The 17,088-nt window shown below is 40.9% G+C and carries 17 protein-coding genes, 1 pseudogene and 1 riboswitch; of the genes and pseudogenes, 17 read left to right on the top strand and 1 reads right to left on the bottom strand.

Annotation, left to right across the window (positions count from 1 at the left end; genetic code table 11):
- Positions 1 to 55 precede the first annotated feature (55 nt).
- The 8 genes from KVT11_RS09560 (at position 56) to KVT11_RS09525 (ending at position 7,738) form a co-directional block, all read left to right on the top strand.
- Positions 56 to 1,237, top strand: a complete 1,182-nt coding sequence (locus tag KVT11_RS09560; RefSeq protein ID WP_017358632.1) for a NupC/NupG family nucleoside CNT transporter — start codon at positions 56 to 58, stop codon at positions 1,235 to 1,237.
- A 24-nt stretch (positions 1,238 to 1,261) separates the two neighbouring features.
- On the top strand, positions 1,262 to 2,563 hold the full coding sequence (locus tag KVT11_RS09555; protein WP_050827650.1) for a pyrimidine-nucleoside phosphorylase: 1,302 nt from the start codon (positions 1,262 to 1,264) through the stop codon (positions 2,561 to 2,563).
- A gap of 351 nt (positions 2,564 to 2,914) precedes the next feature.
- Positions 2,915 to 3,358 (top strand): MarR family winged helix-turn-helix transcriptional regulator, encoded by a 444-nt coding sequence (locus tag KVT11_RS09550; RefSeq protein WP_045033720.1) that lies wholly within the window; start codon positions 2,915 to 2,917, stop codon positions 3,356 to 3,358.
- Positions 3,359 to 3,371: 13 nt separating this feature from the next.
- On the top strand, positions 3,372 to 4,010 hold the full coding sequence (locus tag KVT11_RS09545; protein ID WP_116306507.1) for a nitroreductase family protein: 639 nt from the start codon (positions 3,372 to 3,374) through the stop codon (positions 4,008 to 4,010).
- A gap of 24 nt (positions 4,011 to 4,034) precedes the next feature.
- Positions 4,035 to 4,328, top strand: a complete 294-nt coding sequence (locus KVT11_RS09540) for a putative quinol monooxygenase (protein WP_116306505.1) — start codon at positions 4,035 to 4,037, stop codon at positions 4,326 to 4,328.
- A gap of 189 nt (positions 4,329 to 4,517) precedes the next feature.
- Positions 4,518 to 6,899: an immune inhibitor A domain-containing protein gene (locus KVT11_RS09535; protein WP_217609001.1), complete on the top strand. Its 2,382-nt coding sequence runs from the start codon at positions 4,518 to 4,520 to the stop codon at positions 6,897 to 6,899.
- A 207-nt stretch (positions 6,900 to 7,106) separates the two neighbouring features.
- Positions 7,107 to 7,370, top strand: coding sequence for an ORF6C domain-containing protein (locus KVT11_RS09530; protein WP_008345710.1), 264 nt, complete (start codon positions 7,107 to 7,109; stop codon positions 7,368 to 7,370).
- Positions 7,367 to 7,738 (top strand): DUF1304 domain-containing protein, encoded by a 372-nt coding sequence (locus KVT11_RS09525; RefSeq protein ID WP_007498006.1) that lies wholly within the window; start codon positions 7,367 to 7,369, stop codon positions 7,736 to 7,738. The genes KVT11_RS09530 and KVT11_RS09525 overlap by 4 nt, the downstream gene beginning before the upstream one ends.
- Before the next feature lie 143 nt (positions 7,739 to 7,881).
- On the opposite strand, the pseudogene KVT11_RS09520 reads toward KVT11_RS09525, so the two are convergent.
- Positions 7,882 to 8,076 (bottom strand): annotated as a pseudogene (locus KVT11_RS09520) (hypothetical protein); the annotation flags it as partial.
- 224 nt (positions 8,077 to 8,300) lie between these two features.
- Here KVT11_RS09520 and KVT11_RS09515 point away from each other — a divergent pair.
- The 9 genes from KVT11_RS09515 (at position 8,301) to licT (ending at position 17,080) form a co-directional block, all read left to right on the top strand.
- Positions 8,301 to 8,957, top strand: coding sequence for a type 1 glutamine amidotransferase domain-containing protein (locus tag KVT11_RS09515; RefSeq protein WP_017358640.1), 657 nt, complete (start codon positions 8,301 to 8,303; stop codon positions 8,955 to 8,957).
- Between the two features lie 139 nt (positions 8,958 to 9,096).
- Complete coding sequence (locus tag KVT11_RS09510; RefSeq protein ID WP_048002486.1) at positions 9,097 to 10,224, top strand: hypothetical protein; 1,128 nt, start codon at positions 9,097 to 9,099, stop codon at positions 10,222 to 10,224.
- A 56-nt stretch (positions 10,225 to 10,280) separates the two neighbouring features.
- Positions 10,281 to 10,384: riboswitch (TPP riboswitch) on the top strand.
- Positions 10,385 to 10,471: 87 nt separating this feature from the next.
- Complete coding sequence (gene tenA / locus KVT11_RS09505; protein ID WP_065461381.1) at positions 10,472 to 11,158, top strand: thiaminase II; 687 nt, start codon at positions 10,472 to 10,474, stop codon at positions 11,156 to 11,158.
- A complete protein-coding gene (locus KVT11_RS09500) occupies positions 11,155 to 11,754 on the top strand; it encodes an ECF transporter S component (protein WP_019743666.1) in 600 nt (199 codons plus the stop codon). The genes tenA and KVT11_RS09500 overlap by 4 nt, the downstream gene beginning before the upstream one ends.
- Positions 11,729 to 13,321: an ABC transporter ATP-binding protein gene (locus tag KVT11_RS09495; protein WP_065461374.1), complete on the top strand. Its 1,593-nt coding sequence runs from the start codon at positions 11,729 to 11,731 to the stop codon at positions 13,319 to 13,321. The genes KVT11_RS09500 and KVT11_RS09495 overlap by 26 nt, the downstream gene beginning before the upstream one ends.
- Positions 13,311 to 14,045 carry an energy-coupling factor transporter transmembrane component T family protein gene (locus KVT11_RS09490; RefSeq protein WP_045033732.1) on the top strand — a complete coding sequence of 245 codons (735 nt, stop codon included), beginning with the start codon at positions 13,311 to 13,313 and terminating at the stop codon, positions 14,043 to 14,045. The genes KVT11_RS09495 and KVT11_RS09490 overlap by 11 nt, the downstream gene beginning before the upstream one ends.
- Before the next feature lie 149 nt (positions 14,046 to 14,194).
- Entirely contained in the window at positions 14,195 to 15,034 is an 840-nt protein-coding gene (locus KVT11_RS09485) for a methyl-accepting chemotaxis protein (RefSeq protein ID WP_116306502.1), read from the top strand.
- A 172-nt stretch (positions 15,035 to 15,206) separates the two neighbouring features.
- The gene (locus KVT11_RS09480) at positions 15,207 to 16,022 is read left to right on the top strand and encodes a YwqG family protein (protein ID WP_008345690.1); all 816 of its coding nucleotides are present in this window, start codon (positions 15,207 to 15,209) and stop codon (positions 16,020 to 16,022) included.
- Positions 16,023 to 16,246: 224 nt separating this feature from the next.
- Positions 16,247 to 17,080: a BglG family transcription antiterminator LicT gene (licT, locus tag KVT11_RS09475; RefSeq protein WP_017358647.1), complete on the top strand. Its 834-nt coding sequence runs from the start codon at positions 16,247 to 16,249 to the stop codon at positions 17,078 to 17,080.
- Positions 17,081 to 17,088 lie beyond the last annotated feature (8 nt).

The raw sequence follows: 17,088 nt of genomic DNA, 5'->3' as shown, positions 1-17,088 counted from the left end.
GGTTTGTTCCATACAAGCACATTAATGTAAACGAATTCATTCAAGGAGGAAAAACATGAAATACGTCATTGGTATTATCGGTTTGCTGGTGATTCTCGCCATTGCATGGCTGGCAAGTAACGGGAAAAAGCGAGTGAAATTCCGTCCAGTCATTGTCATGATTGTACTGCAATTTATTTTAGGTTATATTCTGCTCAATACAGGTGTTGGGAACTTCCTAGTCGGGGGCTTTGCAAAAGGATTCCAAATGCTTTTAGGCTATGCTGGTGAAGGGATCAACTTCGTATTTGGCGGTTTAATGAATGATAATGCATCAACTTTCTTTATCAATGTCTTGCTGCCGATCGTCTTCATTTCTGCCTTGATTGGTATCCTGCAACATTGGCGTATCCTTCCGCTGATCGTACGCGGAATTGGGTATTTGCTTAGTAAAGTCAATGGAATGGGGAAACTAGAATCTTACAACGCCGTAGCGTCAGCGATTTTAGGTCAATCCGAAGTGTTCATTTCCATTAAGAAACAGCTTGGATTATTACCTCAACAGCGTCTTTATACATTGTGTGCATCTGCGATGTCGACTGTATCAATGTCCATTGTCGGTGCGTATATGCAAATGATTAAACCGGAGTACGTTGTTACAGCACTTGTGCTGAACCTATTTGGTGGATTTATTATTGCGTCTATCATCAATCCATATGAAGTGTCTAAAGACGAAGACATGCTTGAAGTCGTAGAAGAAGAAAGACAATCTTTCTTCGAAATGCTCGGCGAATACATTATGGATGGTTTCAAAGTAGCCATTGTTGTGGCTGCGATGTTGATTGGATTCGTTGCATTAATTGCGATGATTAATGGTATTTTCACAGCTGCCATCGGTGTTTCTTTCCAAGATGTACTTGGATATGTGTTTGCACCATTTGCTTTCCTTGTTGGTGTACCTTGGAGTGAAGCGGTACAAGCAGGAAGTATTATGGCGACCAAAATGGTATCTAACGAATTTGTAGCGATGCTTGCTCTATCTGGCGACGGTCTTCATTTCACTGCTCGTACAGAAGCGATCATTTCTGTATTCCTTGTGTCATTTGCGAACTTCTCGTCTATCGGTATCATTGCTGGAGCAGTGAAAGGCTTAAATGAAAAACAAGGAAACGTTGTCGCACGCTTTGGATTAAAGCTGTTATTCGGTGCAACACTCGTCAGCTTCTTAACAGCAGGCGTTGTCGGTTTGATTTACTAAACTAAAAAAGGAATGGTGAAAACAATGAGAATGGTAGATATCATTGCGAAAAAACGTGACGGAAAAGAATTATCTTCAGAGGAAATTTCTTTCTTTGTCAAAGGTTATACGGACGGAACAATTCCTGACTACCAAGCAAGTGCCTTGGCGATGGCGATTTTCTTCCAAGATATGACGGATCAAGAACGTGCAGATTTAACACTCGCTATGGCAAACTCAGGGGACACAATTGACCTGTCTGCTATCGACGGCATTAAAGTAGACAAGCATTCAACAGGCGGTGTAGGCGATACAACAACGCTTGTACTCGCTCCTCTTGTTGCAGCACTTGATGTACCTGTTGCAAAAATGTCTGGGCGTGGTCTTGGACATACGGGTGGAACTGTCGACAAGCTAGAGGCAGTCAAAGGCTTCCACGTTGAAATTACAAAAGACGAGTTCATCGAGCTGGTGAACCGTCATAAAGTAGCGGTCATTGGACAATCAGGCAACCTGACACCTGCTGATAAAAAACTGTATGCCCTTCGTGATGTAACAGGGACTGTTAACTCAATCCCGCTCATTGCAAGCTCGATTATGAGTAAGAAAATCGCTGCTGGCGCAGATGCAATCGTATTAGATGTGAAAACAGGTGCAGGTGCTTTCATGAAAACACCTGAAGACTCTGAGAAGCTTGCAAAAGCAATGGTTCGTATCGGAAATAATGTTGGCAGACAAACGATGGCTGTCATCTCAGACATGTCTCAGCCGCTAGGATTAGCGATTGGAAATTCTCTTGAAGTGAAAGAGGCGATTGACACGCTTAAAGGCGAAGGCCCTGAAGACTTAAACGAGCTTGTGCTCACATTAGGAAGTCAAATGGTCGTTCTTGCGAAAAAAGCAGAGACACTTGATGAAGCAAGAGAAAAGCTAATTGAAGTCATGAAAAACGGCAAAGCGCTTGAGAAATTCAAGGAATTTTTAGAAAACCAAGGTGGAGACGGCTCGATTGTAGATCAACCGGAAAAACTGCCGCAAGCACCTTATCAAATCGAAGTGCCGGCAAAAGAATCAGGTGTGATCGCTGAAATCGTCGCAGACGAAATCGGTGTTGCAGCGATGATTCTTGGAGCAGGACGTGCAACAAAAGAAGACGAAATCGACCTATCTGTTGGCATTATGCTAAACAAAAAAGTAGGCGATCGTATAGAAAAAGGTGAATCTCTCGTGACGCTGCATGCAAACCGTGAAGATGTTGCGAATGTCATGGAGAAAATTTATGACAACATCCGCATTGATGACCATGCCGATGCTCCGACTTTGATTCATACAGTGATTACTGAATAAAGAGAAAAAGACAAAAGTGATGAATCGCTTTTGTCTTTTTTATGTAAATTTTAGGTAGCGCTTCTTCTAGATATGATAAGTTAGATGAGTGGGAGGGGATAAACCATGAGAATGCTCAAACTCATTCTCTTTATTTTTGTTGTCTTGATGATCATTGGATTTATCAGCTACTATGTGGGACCAACATCGACACCAAGTTCTTAAGACGAGCAAAAGCTCGTCTTTTTTGATTGAAATAAAAAATTTCACTTTATGAAACAAACCTCTTGCAATCATGAAACAATGGGTGTATATTAGTTGACGAGTCAATGATTGATATATCAACTAATTGATCTGAATAGAAAAGAGGGGATGGCATTGACTGCATTTTGCTCTGAAGAAGCAGAGGTATTATATCGTTTGCAGTGCGTGAACCGTATGATGGGTGTGAAGTTCGAAGCATGCACGGGCATCAGCCAATCAAGACTGGAGTTGCTATCACTGTTATTCCAAGCCGACGAAATCAGCCAATCCGATTTGCAGAAAAAAGTAAATATTGATAGTGCGGCTGTGACGCGTCACTTAAAACAGTTAGAAACAAAAGGAATGGTCACGCGCAGAAGAAAGCCGGAAGATAATCGAGTCACGCTTGTTCGTCTGACAGATGAAGGCAGAACAAGAATCGAAGCTTCTAAAAAAGAAAAAGAACGATTTATCTCAGAAATGCTTGAAAACGTAAGTGATGAAGAACGAAAGCTTCTCACTGATGTGCTCATCCGTATACAACAAAACATCGAAAAGATTCAAACAACCTAAAGGAGTGTTACACATGGCTACAACATTAAAAACAAACGATTTTATGGATATTATGAAAGGGCGCCGCTCCATTCGTAACTATGATCCAGCAGTGAAAATTAGCAAAGAAGAAATGGCAGAGATTTTAGAAGAGGCAACAACAGCACCATCATCAGTGAATGCACAGCCTTGGCGCTTCATGGTCATTGACAGCCCAGAAGGAAAAGAAAAGCTTGCACCACTCGCAAAATTCAACCAAACACAAGTAGCTACATCATCAGCTGTCATTGCTGTGTTTGCAGATATGAAAAACAATGAATACTTAGAAGAAATTTATTCAAAAGCAGTAGAAAATGGCTACATGCCGCAGGAAGTAAAAGAAAGACAAATTGCTGCATTAACTGCACATTTTGAAGCTCTTCCAGAGCAAGTGAATCGTGAAACGATCTTAATTGACGGTGGACTTGTGTCAATGCAGCTGATGCTTGCTGCTCGTGCGCATGGCTATGATACAAACCCAATTGGCGGATATGACAAAGAAGTCATCGCTGAAACATTCGGCTGGGATAAAGAGCGCTATGTACCAGTTATGCTTCTATCCATTGGGAAAGCGGCTGACGAAGGTTATGCTTCTTACCGTTTACCGATCGACCGCATCACAGAGTGGAAATAATTTTTAAAAAAGGGAGACGATCATATGATTATTATTCATGCAGGGATGACCATTCATCCAGAGAAAGAACACGTATTTCTAGAAGAAATCAACGGTTTAATGAAAGCTTCACAGGAAGAAGAAGGCAATGTGTCCTACAAGCTTTTCAAGGATACAGAGAAAGAAAACACCTTTTTAATGGTCGAAGTGTGGAAAGATGAAGCAGCGGTTCAAAGCCATAATGCAAGTGCACATTTCCAAGCTTTCGTCGCAAAGGCAAAAGAATTTTTAGCCGCTCCACTTGATGTTGTTGCATATCAAGGAGAGCAGCTTTCATAGAAAAAGAACAAACACCCTAGGCATTTATAGCCTAGGGTTCTTTTATTTTCGACAATTCGTTCCACCTATTTCAATCTCGTATTGTGCATTTTCCACAAAGTTTCTGAAAATAAAATGTTTTTCGACTTAAGTATATTGGAATATGCTAGAATTAGATATTATTTATTACCAAATTAGGGAGGAACCAATATGAAAAAAGGGAAATGGACGAGCATCGCACTAACAGCTGTCCTCAGTTTAGGCACATTGACAGCTTTCAGCACCCCTCTATCTGCCCACACCTCAGAAAAGTCAACATCCTCAGATGGCGGTCATTATTCAGGTATTCCATTCGACGCAAGTGTTGTCAATGAAGACCGCCTCATCAAAGCCTTGAAAAAACAAGGAAAGATCAAAAAGAATGCCAATGAGGCAGAAACCCAAAAAGCATTAAAGAACTATCTAAAGAAAAAAGAAGAAGCAGCGATCAAACAAAGCGCAAGTACCTTAACAGAAGAACCTGAATTCCTAAAAGAATACAAACAAAATGTACATAATAAATTAGCCAAAAAGAAAAAGTTAAAGAAGCATAAAGGAAAAGAAGGCAATCAAGTAAAGCCGGTGAAAAAGGAAAAATATAAAGGCGACGTCCGTAATGATAAAGTTTTGGTCTTATTAGTAGATTTTAAAGATTATAAGCATAATAGTATTAAAAAAGAAGAGACTGATATGTACTATGACAAGTACGATCAGCAGCATTACCAAGATATGCTTTTCGGAAAAAATGGCTACATCGGTCCAGATGGTAAAAGAAAAGTATCTATGAAACAATATTATGAAAAGCAGTCTGGTGGAAGCTACACGATTAGTGGAACAGTAGCTGGATGGTATACAGCCAAGCATGAAGCAGCATATTATGGCGGGAACGTACCAGACGAATCAGGCAGTGACGGCAGACCGCGCGAATTGGTGAAAGAAGCCCTCGAAGCAGCGGCAAAGGATCCAAACATTGACCTTGGTGAATATGATCAATGGGACCGCTATGATATGGATGGGGACGGTGTTTATAATGAGCCGGACGGTATCATTGACCACCTCATGGTTGTACACGCTGGCGTAGGTGAAGAAGCTGGCGGCGGACAGCTTGGCTCTGACGCGATTTGGTCGCATCGCTGGTCACTTGGTGATGTATTTGAGATTCCAAACACTGAATCAGAAGTGGGTCAAGGCGGAAAGTTAGGCGCTCTAGATTATACGATTGAGCCTGAAGATGGCGCAGCAGGCGTATTCACACATGAATTTGGACATGATCTTGGTCTGCCTGATGAATACGATACACAATACACAGGCAGAGGAGAGCCCGTTTCTTATTGGTCTATCATGTCAAGCGGAAGCTGGGCAGGTAAAGTACCTGGTACGGAACCAACAGGTTTTAGTCCATATGCAAAAGAAATGCTTCAAAACTTGCATGGCGGCAATTGGCTTTCTGGAAAAACCATTGATGGTAAGACATTAACAAAAAGCAAAACAGTTTTAATCGATGAAGCAGCAACAAAAGGAACCAACCATGATGCGGTTCGAGTCGATTTGCCAGATAAAGAGATTGTGGTCACTCAGCCTGCACAAGGGCAATATTCATACTTCAGCGGAACAGGTGACAATTTGAATGCTACCATGACGACATCAGGGATTGATTTGTCGAAGGGAAGCAAAGCCGAGCTTACGTTTAAAGCATGGTACGATATCGAAGAAGATTATGACTATGCGTATGTAGAAGTTCGTGAAACTGGGACAGACAAATGGACAACCATTGCTGGTAATATTACGAATGATCGAAATGAGGCAGGAGCGAATGAAGGCAATGGCATCGATGGAAAATCAGATGGATGGGTAGATGCATCCTTTGACCTTACTGCTTATGCAGGGAAGAAGATCGATCTGCAATTCCGCTATACAACCGATGCAGGATATTCACTGCCAGGTTTATTTGTAGATGATCTAAAGATTACAGCAGATGGAGAAAAAGTGTGGTCAGATGATGCCGAGGGAACGTCCACGTTCACTTTTAATGGATTCTCTCAATCTAATGGAAAACAATATGCCGCTCAGTATTATTTACTAGAATGGCGCTCTTATGCTGCTGTCGATAAAGGCTTAAAGCATATCAAACGAGGAGCAAGTCTGATGAGCTATAATAACGGTTTGGTCGTGTGGTACGTCGATCAATCGTACAGTGATAACTGGGTTGGAAAACATCCAGGGAACGGCTTCCTTGGAGTCGTAGATGCAGATCAACAAGTGTTGAAATGGAGTGACGGCTCTATTGCAGCGACAGGTTTCCAAGTACATGATGCAGCATTCTCTTTGAATCCAAGCACGAAGCTGAATATTGATTATACAGCGACAACAGGCTTAACCTTAGAGGATCGCTATATCCGCCCAACGCGTACATTTAGTGATAAAAAGAACTATGTGAATCCAAATAACCCGGATGCAGGACGTGATGTGCCAACATACGGCCTATCCTTTAAAGTCGTCGGACAAAGTAAGGACCGTTCTGTTGGAAAGGTATTAATTTCTAAAAGTAACTAAACAAAAAGCCGGATTCTATCCATGAATCCGGCTTTTTGATACGTTAAGACATGGATTTTTAGCGTAGGACGCGTCTTTGATCGAATGTTTGTTCTTTTTTATTTTGATATCCGAATGAAACCATTATATAATAGAGATTGGAAGGTTTTTCTTTCATTCAATGTTCTTTTTAGTTGTTAAAAAACCAAGAAAGGATGAGCGTTACCAATGAGTTGTGTCACTGCCAAGCAATTAAAGGTGATTCGAGGGACGATGCAGACTTTTTGCAGCCATTTAGAGTATGATGGCCACGGTAAGCTTCATATTAATACCATCATGGCTTTTATTAAAAAGGAATTTGGTGTAAGAAAAATGAAAGACATTCCACAAAGTCGTTTTCATGAGGCGTTAGAGCTAATCCAAGACTTTGATTTATACACGGACAAAATACAAATACGAGACCGTCTATCAGAAAGGAATTCACTAAATTGAATATTTTAGCAATGATTTTAGTAGGAATTGTCGCTTTAGAGCACATTGTCATCATGTTACTAGAAATGTTTTTTATGGAATCAAAAATGGCGAAAAGATCTTTCAATCTGCCTGAACACTTACAAAAGGATCCAAATGTGAAAGTGATGTTTGCTAATCAAGGGCTATACAATGGCTTTCTAGCTGCTGGACTCATTTGGGGGCTCATTCTTGGTTCGAATACCGTAGGATATATGATTCAGCTATTTTTCGTTCTTTGTGTGTTCATCGCAGCAGTATTTGGCGGTGTGACGTCTAATAAATCGATTATCATCAAACAAGGGTTACCAGCTTTTCTTGCATTAATTGCACTTATCCTGGCTATATAATCCTATCATCGTGATAGAAAACCTTTGCAGTTTAGGAAGGACGAGCATCGGAGCGAATTTGACATTGGTGAGCACTGAAGCGCAGGACTGACACCGAATGCGAGGGTTTGTCTACACAGTAAAGCCGCCCCAGAGGGCGGCTTTTATCTTTTACGCATTCCCATCAAACGAATAATGGACGTAAGACAAAGGGCAACAGCGACAGCCAATATGATTTTTCCATACATGACGCCCGTAAGATTCATTAAAAAGACAGCCAATATGATACAGAGCGTGATGATAATCATCACAATCGAATAGGTTTTCATCTCTTTTTCCACTCCTTTTAAATTCCCTCTAGCGCAAGAGGTCTGTCAATTGTTTCTCATATTATATCATTTCATCACAATTTTACATGAAATTCCCTGTCAATAGAATGTGACAGAATGATTAGATTTGAAGTGAGGCTATAATTTTTAAAAAATCGGGTATAACATAAAGAGTTGTATCTAAGTCTGATTGCTTGATATTTAATTGTGCAAAATGTAAAATAGCCACATGATAAATAGAAAGGATGATCAAGTTGAGCAAGAACGTTTTATTAGTATCAACAAGCAGCTCAGAAATGAACGGACACCCAACAGGCTTATGGCTAGAAGAATTGGCCGAGCCATTTCATATTTTTAAAGAAAATGGACTAAACGTGCAAATCGTTTCAATAAAAGGTGGAACAGTACCGATCGATAAAAATTCAATTCCTGAAGGAGTTCCAGCACAATATCAAGATGTGTATGAATTACTTCAAGACACAAAGGCACTGACAGATGTAAACCCAGCTGAGTATGATGGCATTTTCTTTGCTGGAGGACATGGGCCAATGATCGACTTTGCCTCCAATCAACTGGTTGCCGATGCGATCTTAGCGATTTCAGACAAAAATGGAGCCGTTGGGGCAGTTTGCCATGGCGTTTCTGCCTTTGTTGATGTGAAGGATCGTGATGGAAAATCATTTATCGACGGCAAGAAAATAACAGGATTCACAAATGAGGAAGAGGATGCTGTTCAGCTGACATCTAAAGTTCCATTTTTATTGGAAACAAAACTGCGCGAGCAAGGGGCAGCATTTGAAAAAGGCGATGCATTTGCGCCATTCGCTGTTGTAGACGGACAAATCATTACTGGACAAAATCCAGGATCAAGTGCAGAAACAGCACGCTTATTTGTCAAAACCATTGCATAAATCATTAAAAAACCAGTCGTGACTCATACGGCTGGTTTTTTGTTATAAAAATTTCCTAAAAAGTCCAAAACAAGTATTAGAAAAATGGTAAAATAATCACAGGGTAAAAAACCCAAATTAGGGAAAAGGGGATGTTCCTGTGAGAGCATTTTATGTCAAAATCACCGCCGCCTTACTGTCTATTTTATTGGTCACAACAGGTTTATTTTCACCAGCAATCAAAGCAGAAGATGCACCAAAATCAAGTGAAAAAGTATCGCCACTGACTGAAAAAGCCATTCAGCAAGTGCAAGAGTCGTTTGAAAAGCAGGATAAAGGGACTGCGGTTCAACAGAAGGAAGTAAAAAAATCATTTAAAGTAGATAAGAAAAAGGGAATAAGTATTAAACGAAAAGCGGCTGCAGATGGAAAGATGCGTACGTCTGCCGTTCGCTCTATTGATGGACTAGCCATTAATCAATCGGCAGTTTTAAACGAGGAAGATCCAGTTGATTTATGGTTCTTAAGTACATCGTCTCCTCAGGCGCTCATCAGCCGGATTACCTCTCCAAATACTGATTATTTCGTTCAGTTATTTGTTATTGATTATGAAGAAGGACAAGCTTATCCAACGGATCTGATTCAACCGGCAGGCAGTCTGCTTGCGTTAAGCAATTTACCAGCGGGGGATTATGCGTTTGGTATTACTAGCGGTGGAAACTTTGGAGACTCATATACATTACAGGTGAACGCAAAAAACCCACCAAATTTCACAGGTGCTGAATCCCTATCATCAACATTGCAATACTTTGTTGCTGCGTATGCCAATGGGGATGTTTTCGCAAATGGTACAAAAGTGTATAACAAACAATCTAAGACCGCCGATTATAAATGGGAGCGTGTATTTTATTTCTCATATGATGGAAAATATCAACAGAGAACGCATTCTGTTGACAGTGTAAAAGTGAAAAGTATTTCGGCACCAGTATCGTACTCTGCTCCATATGCGAGTTCCTCTGAGGCCATTCTTGTATACTTAGATGTGGAGACATTATTTATGTATCATGAATCATCGTTTGCTAGTGGGCAGTACTACCATAGCAGCTTTGTTGATACTCTCGGAAAGACAACGCCAAGGCGTTTAGACATTGATGATCTGACCAATTATGGCGATCATATTTTGGCTGTTGATTTAAAGACAGGAAAGCCAATTGATTTCTTCAGTGTCCTTAATTTCTACTATGCAGCAGGGATCGAGAAGCTGCCAACGATCAATACATTGAATTAAGATCGGCGGTTGACATCAAATCGCCACATGTGTAGAGTAAAGATAATTAAATGACAAAAGTCCACTAGGGGAGTCATGTATGACTGAGACAAGAGGAAATCTTGGACCCTTTGAACCTGATCTAGTTTGTACTAGCGGAGGGAAGTGGAGCTGGACCTTGTCTTATTCATGATTGAATCGATAAGAAGGCCGCTCCATTTGGGGTGGCTTTTTCATTTATTCAACTGAAAAAGAGGAGGCTTTTTTTATGACATTTTCAACCCAATTAAGGCAAGAAGCAGAACCATTATTTGAAGCGATTTATCAGCATCCGTTTGTGAGAGGACTCGCAGCAGGAGAACTCGAAAAGGAACAGATCATTCATTATGTCAAACAGGATGCAGAATATTTAAATGCCTTTATTAAAATTTATGCGGCAGCCATCAGCAGATGTACAGACAGAGAGGACATTACCTTTTTCCATCAACAAATGGCTTTTGTCCTTGATAGTGAGACACATCCTCATCAAAACCTTTGCCGGGTGGCAGGTGTCGCTTATGATGAACTGCAAGGTGCGTCTTTGGCGCCAAGTGCTCATCACTATATTCATCACATGCTGCAAGTCGCCGAGGAAGGGACGCTAGGAGAAATCATTGCGGTTTTGCTCCCTTGCCCTTGGACCTATTGGGAAATAGGCAAACGAATGCTTAAAGATGTTGAGCCCGACCCTGCCCATCCATTCTATGAGTGGATCACGTTTTATGGCGGGTTAACGGACTCTGTTACAGTGGAGCTTTGCAAACGGCTTGATCAGTGGGCGGAAGGAGCAAGTGAGAAGGAAAAGGAGAAAATGAAACAGCACTTCATCTTAAGCTGTCAGCTTGAGTATAAATTCTGGGAAATGGCCTTTACTGTCGAAGAGTGGCCTGTCCAAATGGAGGTGCATTCTTTATGACATGGAAGATGAAAGAAGTCGTTCTTGCTGTCATTTTATCAGTGGCATGCGGAGTTATCTATTTAGGGTGGTCGACGCTTTATTTACCGATTACAGCCCTTGTCGGTCCAGCAGGAGGCAACATCATGTTCGGAATTTGGGTCATTGCCAGTCCAATCGTTGCTTACATTATCCAAAAGCCAGGAGCTGCCCTCATCGCAGAAACAGCTGCCGCCGCCGTGGAATTACTGACAGGCAGCCACTTCGGTCTTTCTGCGCTTTTGATTGGTGTATGCCAAGGACTTGGAGCAGAAATCGCCTTCGCTCTATTTGGCTATAAGCGATATCGTATGTGGACACTCATGTTGTCTGGTGCCTTTGCAGCAGTAGGGGCAATGGCATATAGCCTCATTGCCAATGGATTCGGCTATTACACGCCTCAAGTGTTACTCATGACACTTGTCACTCAAGTCATCAGCGGTATGTTACTCGGCGGTTGCTTGGCAAAGGTTGTGGTGGATGCTTTATCTAAAACGGGTGTGCTGAATCAATATGCCATCATGAAAGAAAAACGAAGTAAGGGTGACCAGCATGGATTCATTTCTCGCGTGCAGTAATCTCACTGTCCGTTTTTATGAACAGGCGAATCCCGTTCTTCATCAAGTATCTCTTTCTATTCAAAAGGGGGAAAAGGTGCTGATATTAGGACCAAGTGGAAGCGGGAAATCTACGCTGATTTCTGTGCTTGCTGGTATTATTCCAGAGCATATGGAAGCTGAAGTACAGGGAGAAGTGATGCGGCAAAGGCATACTGGTGTCATGTTTCAAGACCCAGATTCGCAGTTTTGTATGCACCGAGTCAATGAAGAAATTGCGTTTAGCTTAGAGAATCGATCTGTCCCTCGAGAACAAATGGATGACATGATTCAACATCTCATGAAAAAGGTACAGCTGGATGTTGACCCAAATACAGATATTCATACCTTATCTGGCGGAATGAAGCAGCGGTTGGCGCTTGCTTGTTTACTAGCATTAGAGCCAGATGTCCTGTTCTTTGATGAACCGACTGCACAGCTTGATCCAGCAGGAAGAATGGAGATATTTCAATTACTTCAGCAGCTTTCGGCTGAACAGAATCAGACGATGATTTTTGTGGAGCATGTGTTAGACGGTGTCATCGAGTGGATGGATCGGGTGATCTTGTTAGATCTTCAAGGCTGTATTATAGCAGATGGAACGCCAAAAGACGTGATGAACACATTTGAGGGAGAAATGAAAGAAGCCGGCATTTGGCGTCCGAAAATATTTCCCGAGAAATGGTCCACTATCGTACAAGATCCGTTTCATCCACTGAGTCAAACACTCTTGCAAACCTTTGAGGCGAGAAAAGAACGTCATGAGACATCAACAAATCGAGAGACAATCATTCGCACAGATCATCTACAATTAAGCTACGGGAAAAAAAGCATTATAGATGACCTGCACCTTGATATAAAAGCAGGAGATTGGGTTGCGATCATCGGTGAAAATGGAAGCGGAAAAAGTACGTTTCTTAAACATGTCATCCGTTTAGAACCAATAAAGAAAGGTCACATTTTTTTAAAAGGAAAACACCTGAAAAAGTGGTCTGACCGAACATTATATGAAAAAGCAGGCTTTGTATTTCAAAATCCAGAACTTCAATTTATACAGGACACAGTGTTTGATGAAATCGCATTTGGTGGGAGACAGCGAAATTGGCCAGAGTCTGTGGTGCAAGAAAAAACGAATCAGCTATTGGCAGAGTTCGGTCTAGAGAAGCATAGAGACGCGCATCCTTTCACCTTAAGCTTAGGACAAAAAAGAAGATTAAGTGTTGCCACGATGCTTCTTTTTGATCAGGATGTACTCATTTTAGATGAGCCGACCTTCGGGCAGGATGAGAAAACGGCGAGGGAGTTAATCCGGCGTTTAAAAGAACGTCAACGACAAGGCACCACTATTATCATGGTCACACATGATATGGAACTCGTTGATGAGTGCGCTGATCAAGTGCTTGTTTTTCATCAAGGGGAGCATGTTTATGATGGTACGCCTTTTGATTTATTTTCTCATCAGGAACTTGTCACTTCCTGTGAGCTGAGAGTGCCGTTACATTATCGCTATATGGCTGAAAGAAAGGAAGTGATGACGATTGCAAAGTAATCACTCCTTTCTATCCACTGTAAATCCAGTCATGAAATTACTCGCCCATCTCCTTGCGATGTGCTGTCTGATGGCGATTTCTGATCCTAAAACGACGTTCATCATCTGGCTGTTTGCACTTGGAATTGGACTTGTCCTAGGCGGCTGGAATTTGAAATACCTCATCACCAGACTTGTACCTTATCTGCTCTTTTTCATTCTCGTGTTTTGGATGATGGCGGCCTTTGGCAAGGGAGATCATACAGTTTGGAAATGGGCATGGTTTCATATCACAGAGGAGAGTTTAAGAAATGGGCTGACCATTTCTTTTAGAATGCTTGGGTTTGTGACATTTGGTCTCCTTTTTACATCAACAACTGATTTGACGGCCTTTATGATGAGCTTAATCCATCAATGCCGAATGTCACCCAAATGGGCATATGGGATGCTGGCAGGCTTCCGGTTTATCCCGTTGTTTCAAAGTGAATTGAAGCAAATGAAGGCTGCACATAAAATTAGAGGTTACAAGCAAAAAAACAGCTGGAAAGCCTTTATACGTTATGCACTCCCCCTTTTCACGCAAGGCGTACGGAAATCTGAACGACTAGCCATTGCGATGGAAGCAAGAGGCTTCACAGGGACGAGGGAGAGAACATATTATCATGTCATCAGCACTTCATGGATCGACTGCATGTATCTTTTTTTCATCGTCATCAGTGTGTTGATATGCATGTTCTTTTTTTAAAAACAGCCACATTCTCTTGATAGAATGTGGCTGTTTTATATGTCTTAGGTCATTTGGTTGATATTAGTACACATTGCAGGCTGTAATAGATCATATAAAGAACCGATAAAGAGAGTGTACTGAGAAAAAGAGAGGATGAACGTGAGCGAATGTCACAGAGAATTGATAACATAATAGACGCTTTACCAATCGTTGGACTAGCTATGAGAGAGCAGCTAACCTTTTCTGTATTAGGGAAAGAGAAGGTTCTTTATTATCAGCAGCACGGGAACATTGACTTAGGGTTTAAAGCAGGGGACGTTGTAGCTCCCGGGTTCCAAAACTTTTCGATGTTGAAAAATGGGAGAGAGCCATCATTTATCCAGATTCCTAAAGAGGTGTACGGTATTCCTATGGACATCGTCGCCGTCCCGATTAAAGATGACAATGGTCAAGTGGTCGCTGCCTTCTGTGTAGCATATGATCAAACGAATCAACAACGATTAGAACACATTATGACGGAAAGTAACGATGCTTCCGAAAAACTAGTCGCGATGGTACAGCAAGTGGCTGCACATTCAGAGGAACTACAAGCGACAAGTGAACAAATTCTACAAAATACAAAAACCACTGTCGAAAATTCCTCTAAAATCAACCAAGTGTCTAATCTCATCAAAGGTATCTCTGATCAAACGAACTTACTTGGACTCAATGCATCCATTGAGGCTGCAAGAGTAGGTGAAGCAGGAGCAGGCTTTGGGGTGGTTGCTACGGAAGTGAGAAAGCTGTCTACTCACGCGAAGCAAGCAACGACTGATATTGAAACAGCGCTAAAAGATGTGCAAGGCTCTATCAAAGGAATGGAAGAAGAAATAGCACAAATCGTGGCTTCTTCTGAACATCAAGCAGAACTCGTTGGCACTTTCACAAAAATTATTGAGGGGCTGCACGAAACGAACGAAACGATGAAAACATTGGCAACAGACTTAGTGAATTATCAAGTGAAATAAATAAACGAATCAAAAAACCTCCAGCTGTATCGGAGGTTTTTAACGTGTTGAAGTGAGTTTTTTGTCATGATATTGACGGGTTTTTCACTGACAGGGAAGTTACACTTCTGTATGATAGAAAAAGAGAGACCTGTTTTGATCATTAGACCTATACATAAGGAGGAAGCCCATCTTGACACAATCAGCAAAGCTGCAAGAAGTACTTGCGCCTTACCGTCCATTGTTAGATCAAACTGAAAAACCACTGATTCAATTACAGATAAAACAAGGAAAAACAGGACCATATGACAGCAAAATATCAGGTGATCCTTATTTCCCAAAAAACGACGAATATCCCGTTGATGGAGAAGGCCATCCTATGAAGCTGCTGGCACAAATCAATTTCGGCCAGCTGCCAAAGCTGAAAGATTACCCAGAAACAGGACTTTTGCAAGTTTTTATTTCTGTACATGATGATCTTTATGGGATGAATATTGACCATAAAACAGAGCAAAAAGATTTTCGGATCAAATTTATTGAGGAACCTTTCTTAGCTGAAGAAGACTTATTGACTGATTTTTCATTCGTGAAAATTCCTGACGATTTTTATTTTCCAGTTACGAAGGAAGGCGCGATTACAGGTGAATTATCAAGCGAAACGATCAGTGTAGAAGATTTCCGCTTTGAAAAAGTCACAGGAAAGCGAAGCTGGGATCTATTCGAAGATGCTGTTGGTATTGATGGTGATGAAGCAGATCAATTGCTAGATGAATTTTATGAGACAGCAAGTGGTTTTGGCCATAAAGTTGGCGGATACCCAGGTTTTACACAAGAAGACCCGCGTACCTATGTAGACCAAGAACATAGTGTGCTATTATTGCAAATTGACTCAGATGATGAAGTGGACATGTTATGGGGAGATTGCGGCATTGCTAACTTTTTTATCAAACCAGAAGACCTCAAACGAAAACATTTCGAAAATGTCGTCTATAACTGGGATTGCTCCTAATTTTGTAAAAAACACTCTTTTTGAAGAGTGTTTTTTGTCTATTTTTAGCCTTTTTGCCCCTAAATCGTCATTTCTGAGAGGTAATATGTCATTCTTTCTAGTTGACCGTATCAAAAAAAAATGTAAAATCATCTTAAAGTCCTCTTTTTTGAAAATAATAATAAAATGACATATCAATCAACAATGAAATGCTCGAAAAAGCGGAATGTACTGGGGGGGATCAATTGATCATTTCGAAAGTAATCAACAATAATGTGGTCAGTGCGTATGATGACGAGCAGCATGAGCTGGTCATTATGGGTAGAGGGATTGCGTTTCAAAAGAAAAGCGGAGACCCGATTGACGAAGAACGTATTGAAAAAGTATTTTCCATTCAAAATAAAGATATATCAGAAAAATTCAAAACCCTGCTTTATGATATTCCGATCGAGTATATGCAAGTGTGTGAGGCAATTATCGATTACGCGAGAACGACCCTTAACAAAAATTTAAATGACAGCATCTATGTCACATTAACGGATCATATTACCTTTGCTATTGAACGTCATCAAAAAGGAATGGACATAAAAAATGCCTTGCTTTGGGAAATCAAACGGCTGTACAAAGAGGAATTCATGTGTGGTGTAGAAGCGATTCGGATCATACAGGACAAGCTCAACATCCATCTTCCCGAGGATGAAGCAGGCTTTATTGCGATGCATATTGTCAATGCAGAACTGAATGAGGAAATGCCGAATGTCATTCAAATTACAAAACTGATTCAAGATATTTTGAACATCGTAAAGTATCATTTCCAAATTGATTTGGACGAAGAATCATTAAATTATTTCCGTTTTGTCACGCATTTGAAGTTTTTTGGACAGCGTCTGTTTAACGAAACACAAATGGAAAATCAAAATGAGTTTCTGTATGAAGTGGTAAAGGAAAAAAATACAGCCGCTTTTCAATGTGCGGAGAAAATTAATGACTATGTTCAAAAAGAATACAACCGAAGTCTCATAGAAGATGAGATGTTATACTTAACTTTGCACATCGATCGAGTCATAAAAAGAAAATAAATCAAAAA

Source organism: Bacillus sp. GbtcB10 (genome assembly GCF_019091365.1).
In the GTDB taxonomy this organism is placed as follows: domain Bacteria; phylum Bacillota; class Bacilli; order Bacillales; family Bacillaceae; genus Bacillus; species Bacillus altitudinis.
This window is presented reverse-complemented; position numbering and strand designations above follow the sequence as displayed.

What these genes read in the sequence shown, in the direction of transcription:
- KVT11_RS09545 (WP_116306507.1), top strand. Translation starts at nt 3,372, where the DNA reads ATGGCTACAACATTAAAAACAAACGATTTTATGGATATTATGAAAGGG.
- KVT11_RS09560 (WP_017358632.1), top strand. Translation starts at nt 56, where the DNA reads ATGAAATACGTCATTGGTATTATCGGTTTGCTGGTGATTCTCGCCATT.
- tenA (WP_065461381.1), top strand. Translation starts at nt 10,472, where the DNA reads ATGACATTTTCAACCCAATTAAGGCAAGAAGCAGAACCATTATTTGAA.
- KVT11_RS09555 (WP_050827650.1), top strand. Translation starts at nt 1,262, where the DNA reads ATGAGAATGGTAGATATCATTGCGAAAAAACGTGACGGAAAAGAATTA.
- KVT11_RS09540 (WP_116306505.1), top strand. Translation starts at nt 4,035, where the DNA reads ATGATTATTATTCATGCAGGGATGACCATTCATCCAGAGAAAGAACAC.
- KVT11_RS09485 (WP_116306502.1), top strand. Translation starts at nt 14,195, where the DNA reads ATGTCACAGAGAATTGATAACATAATAGACGCTTTACCAATCGTTGGA.
- KVT11_RS09495 (WP_065461374.1), top strand. Translation starts at nt 11,729, where the DNA reads ATGGATTCATTTCTCGCGTGCAGTAATCTCACTGTCCGTTTTTATGAA.
- KVT11_RS09535 (WP_217609001.1), top strand. Translation starts at nt 4,518, where the DNA reads ATGAAAAAAGGGAAATGGACGAGCATCGCACTAACAGCTGTCCTCAGT.
- KVT11_RS09530 (WP_008345710.1), top strand. Translation starts at nt 7,107, where the DNA reads ATGAGTTGTGTCACTGCCAAGCAATTAAAGGTGATTCGAGGGACGATG.
- KVT11_RS09550 (WP_045033720.1), top strand. Translation starts at nt 2,915, where the DNA reads ATGGCATTGACTGCATTTTGCTCTGAAGAAGCAGAGGTATTATATCGT.
- KVT11_RS09500 (WP_019743666.1), top strand. Translation starts at nt 11,155, where the DNA reads ATGACATGGAAGATGAAAGAAGTCGTTCTTGCTGTCATTTTATCAGTG.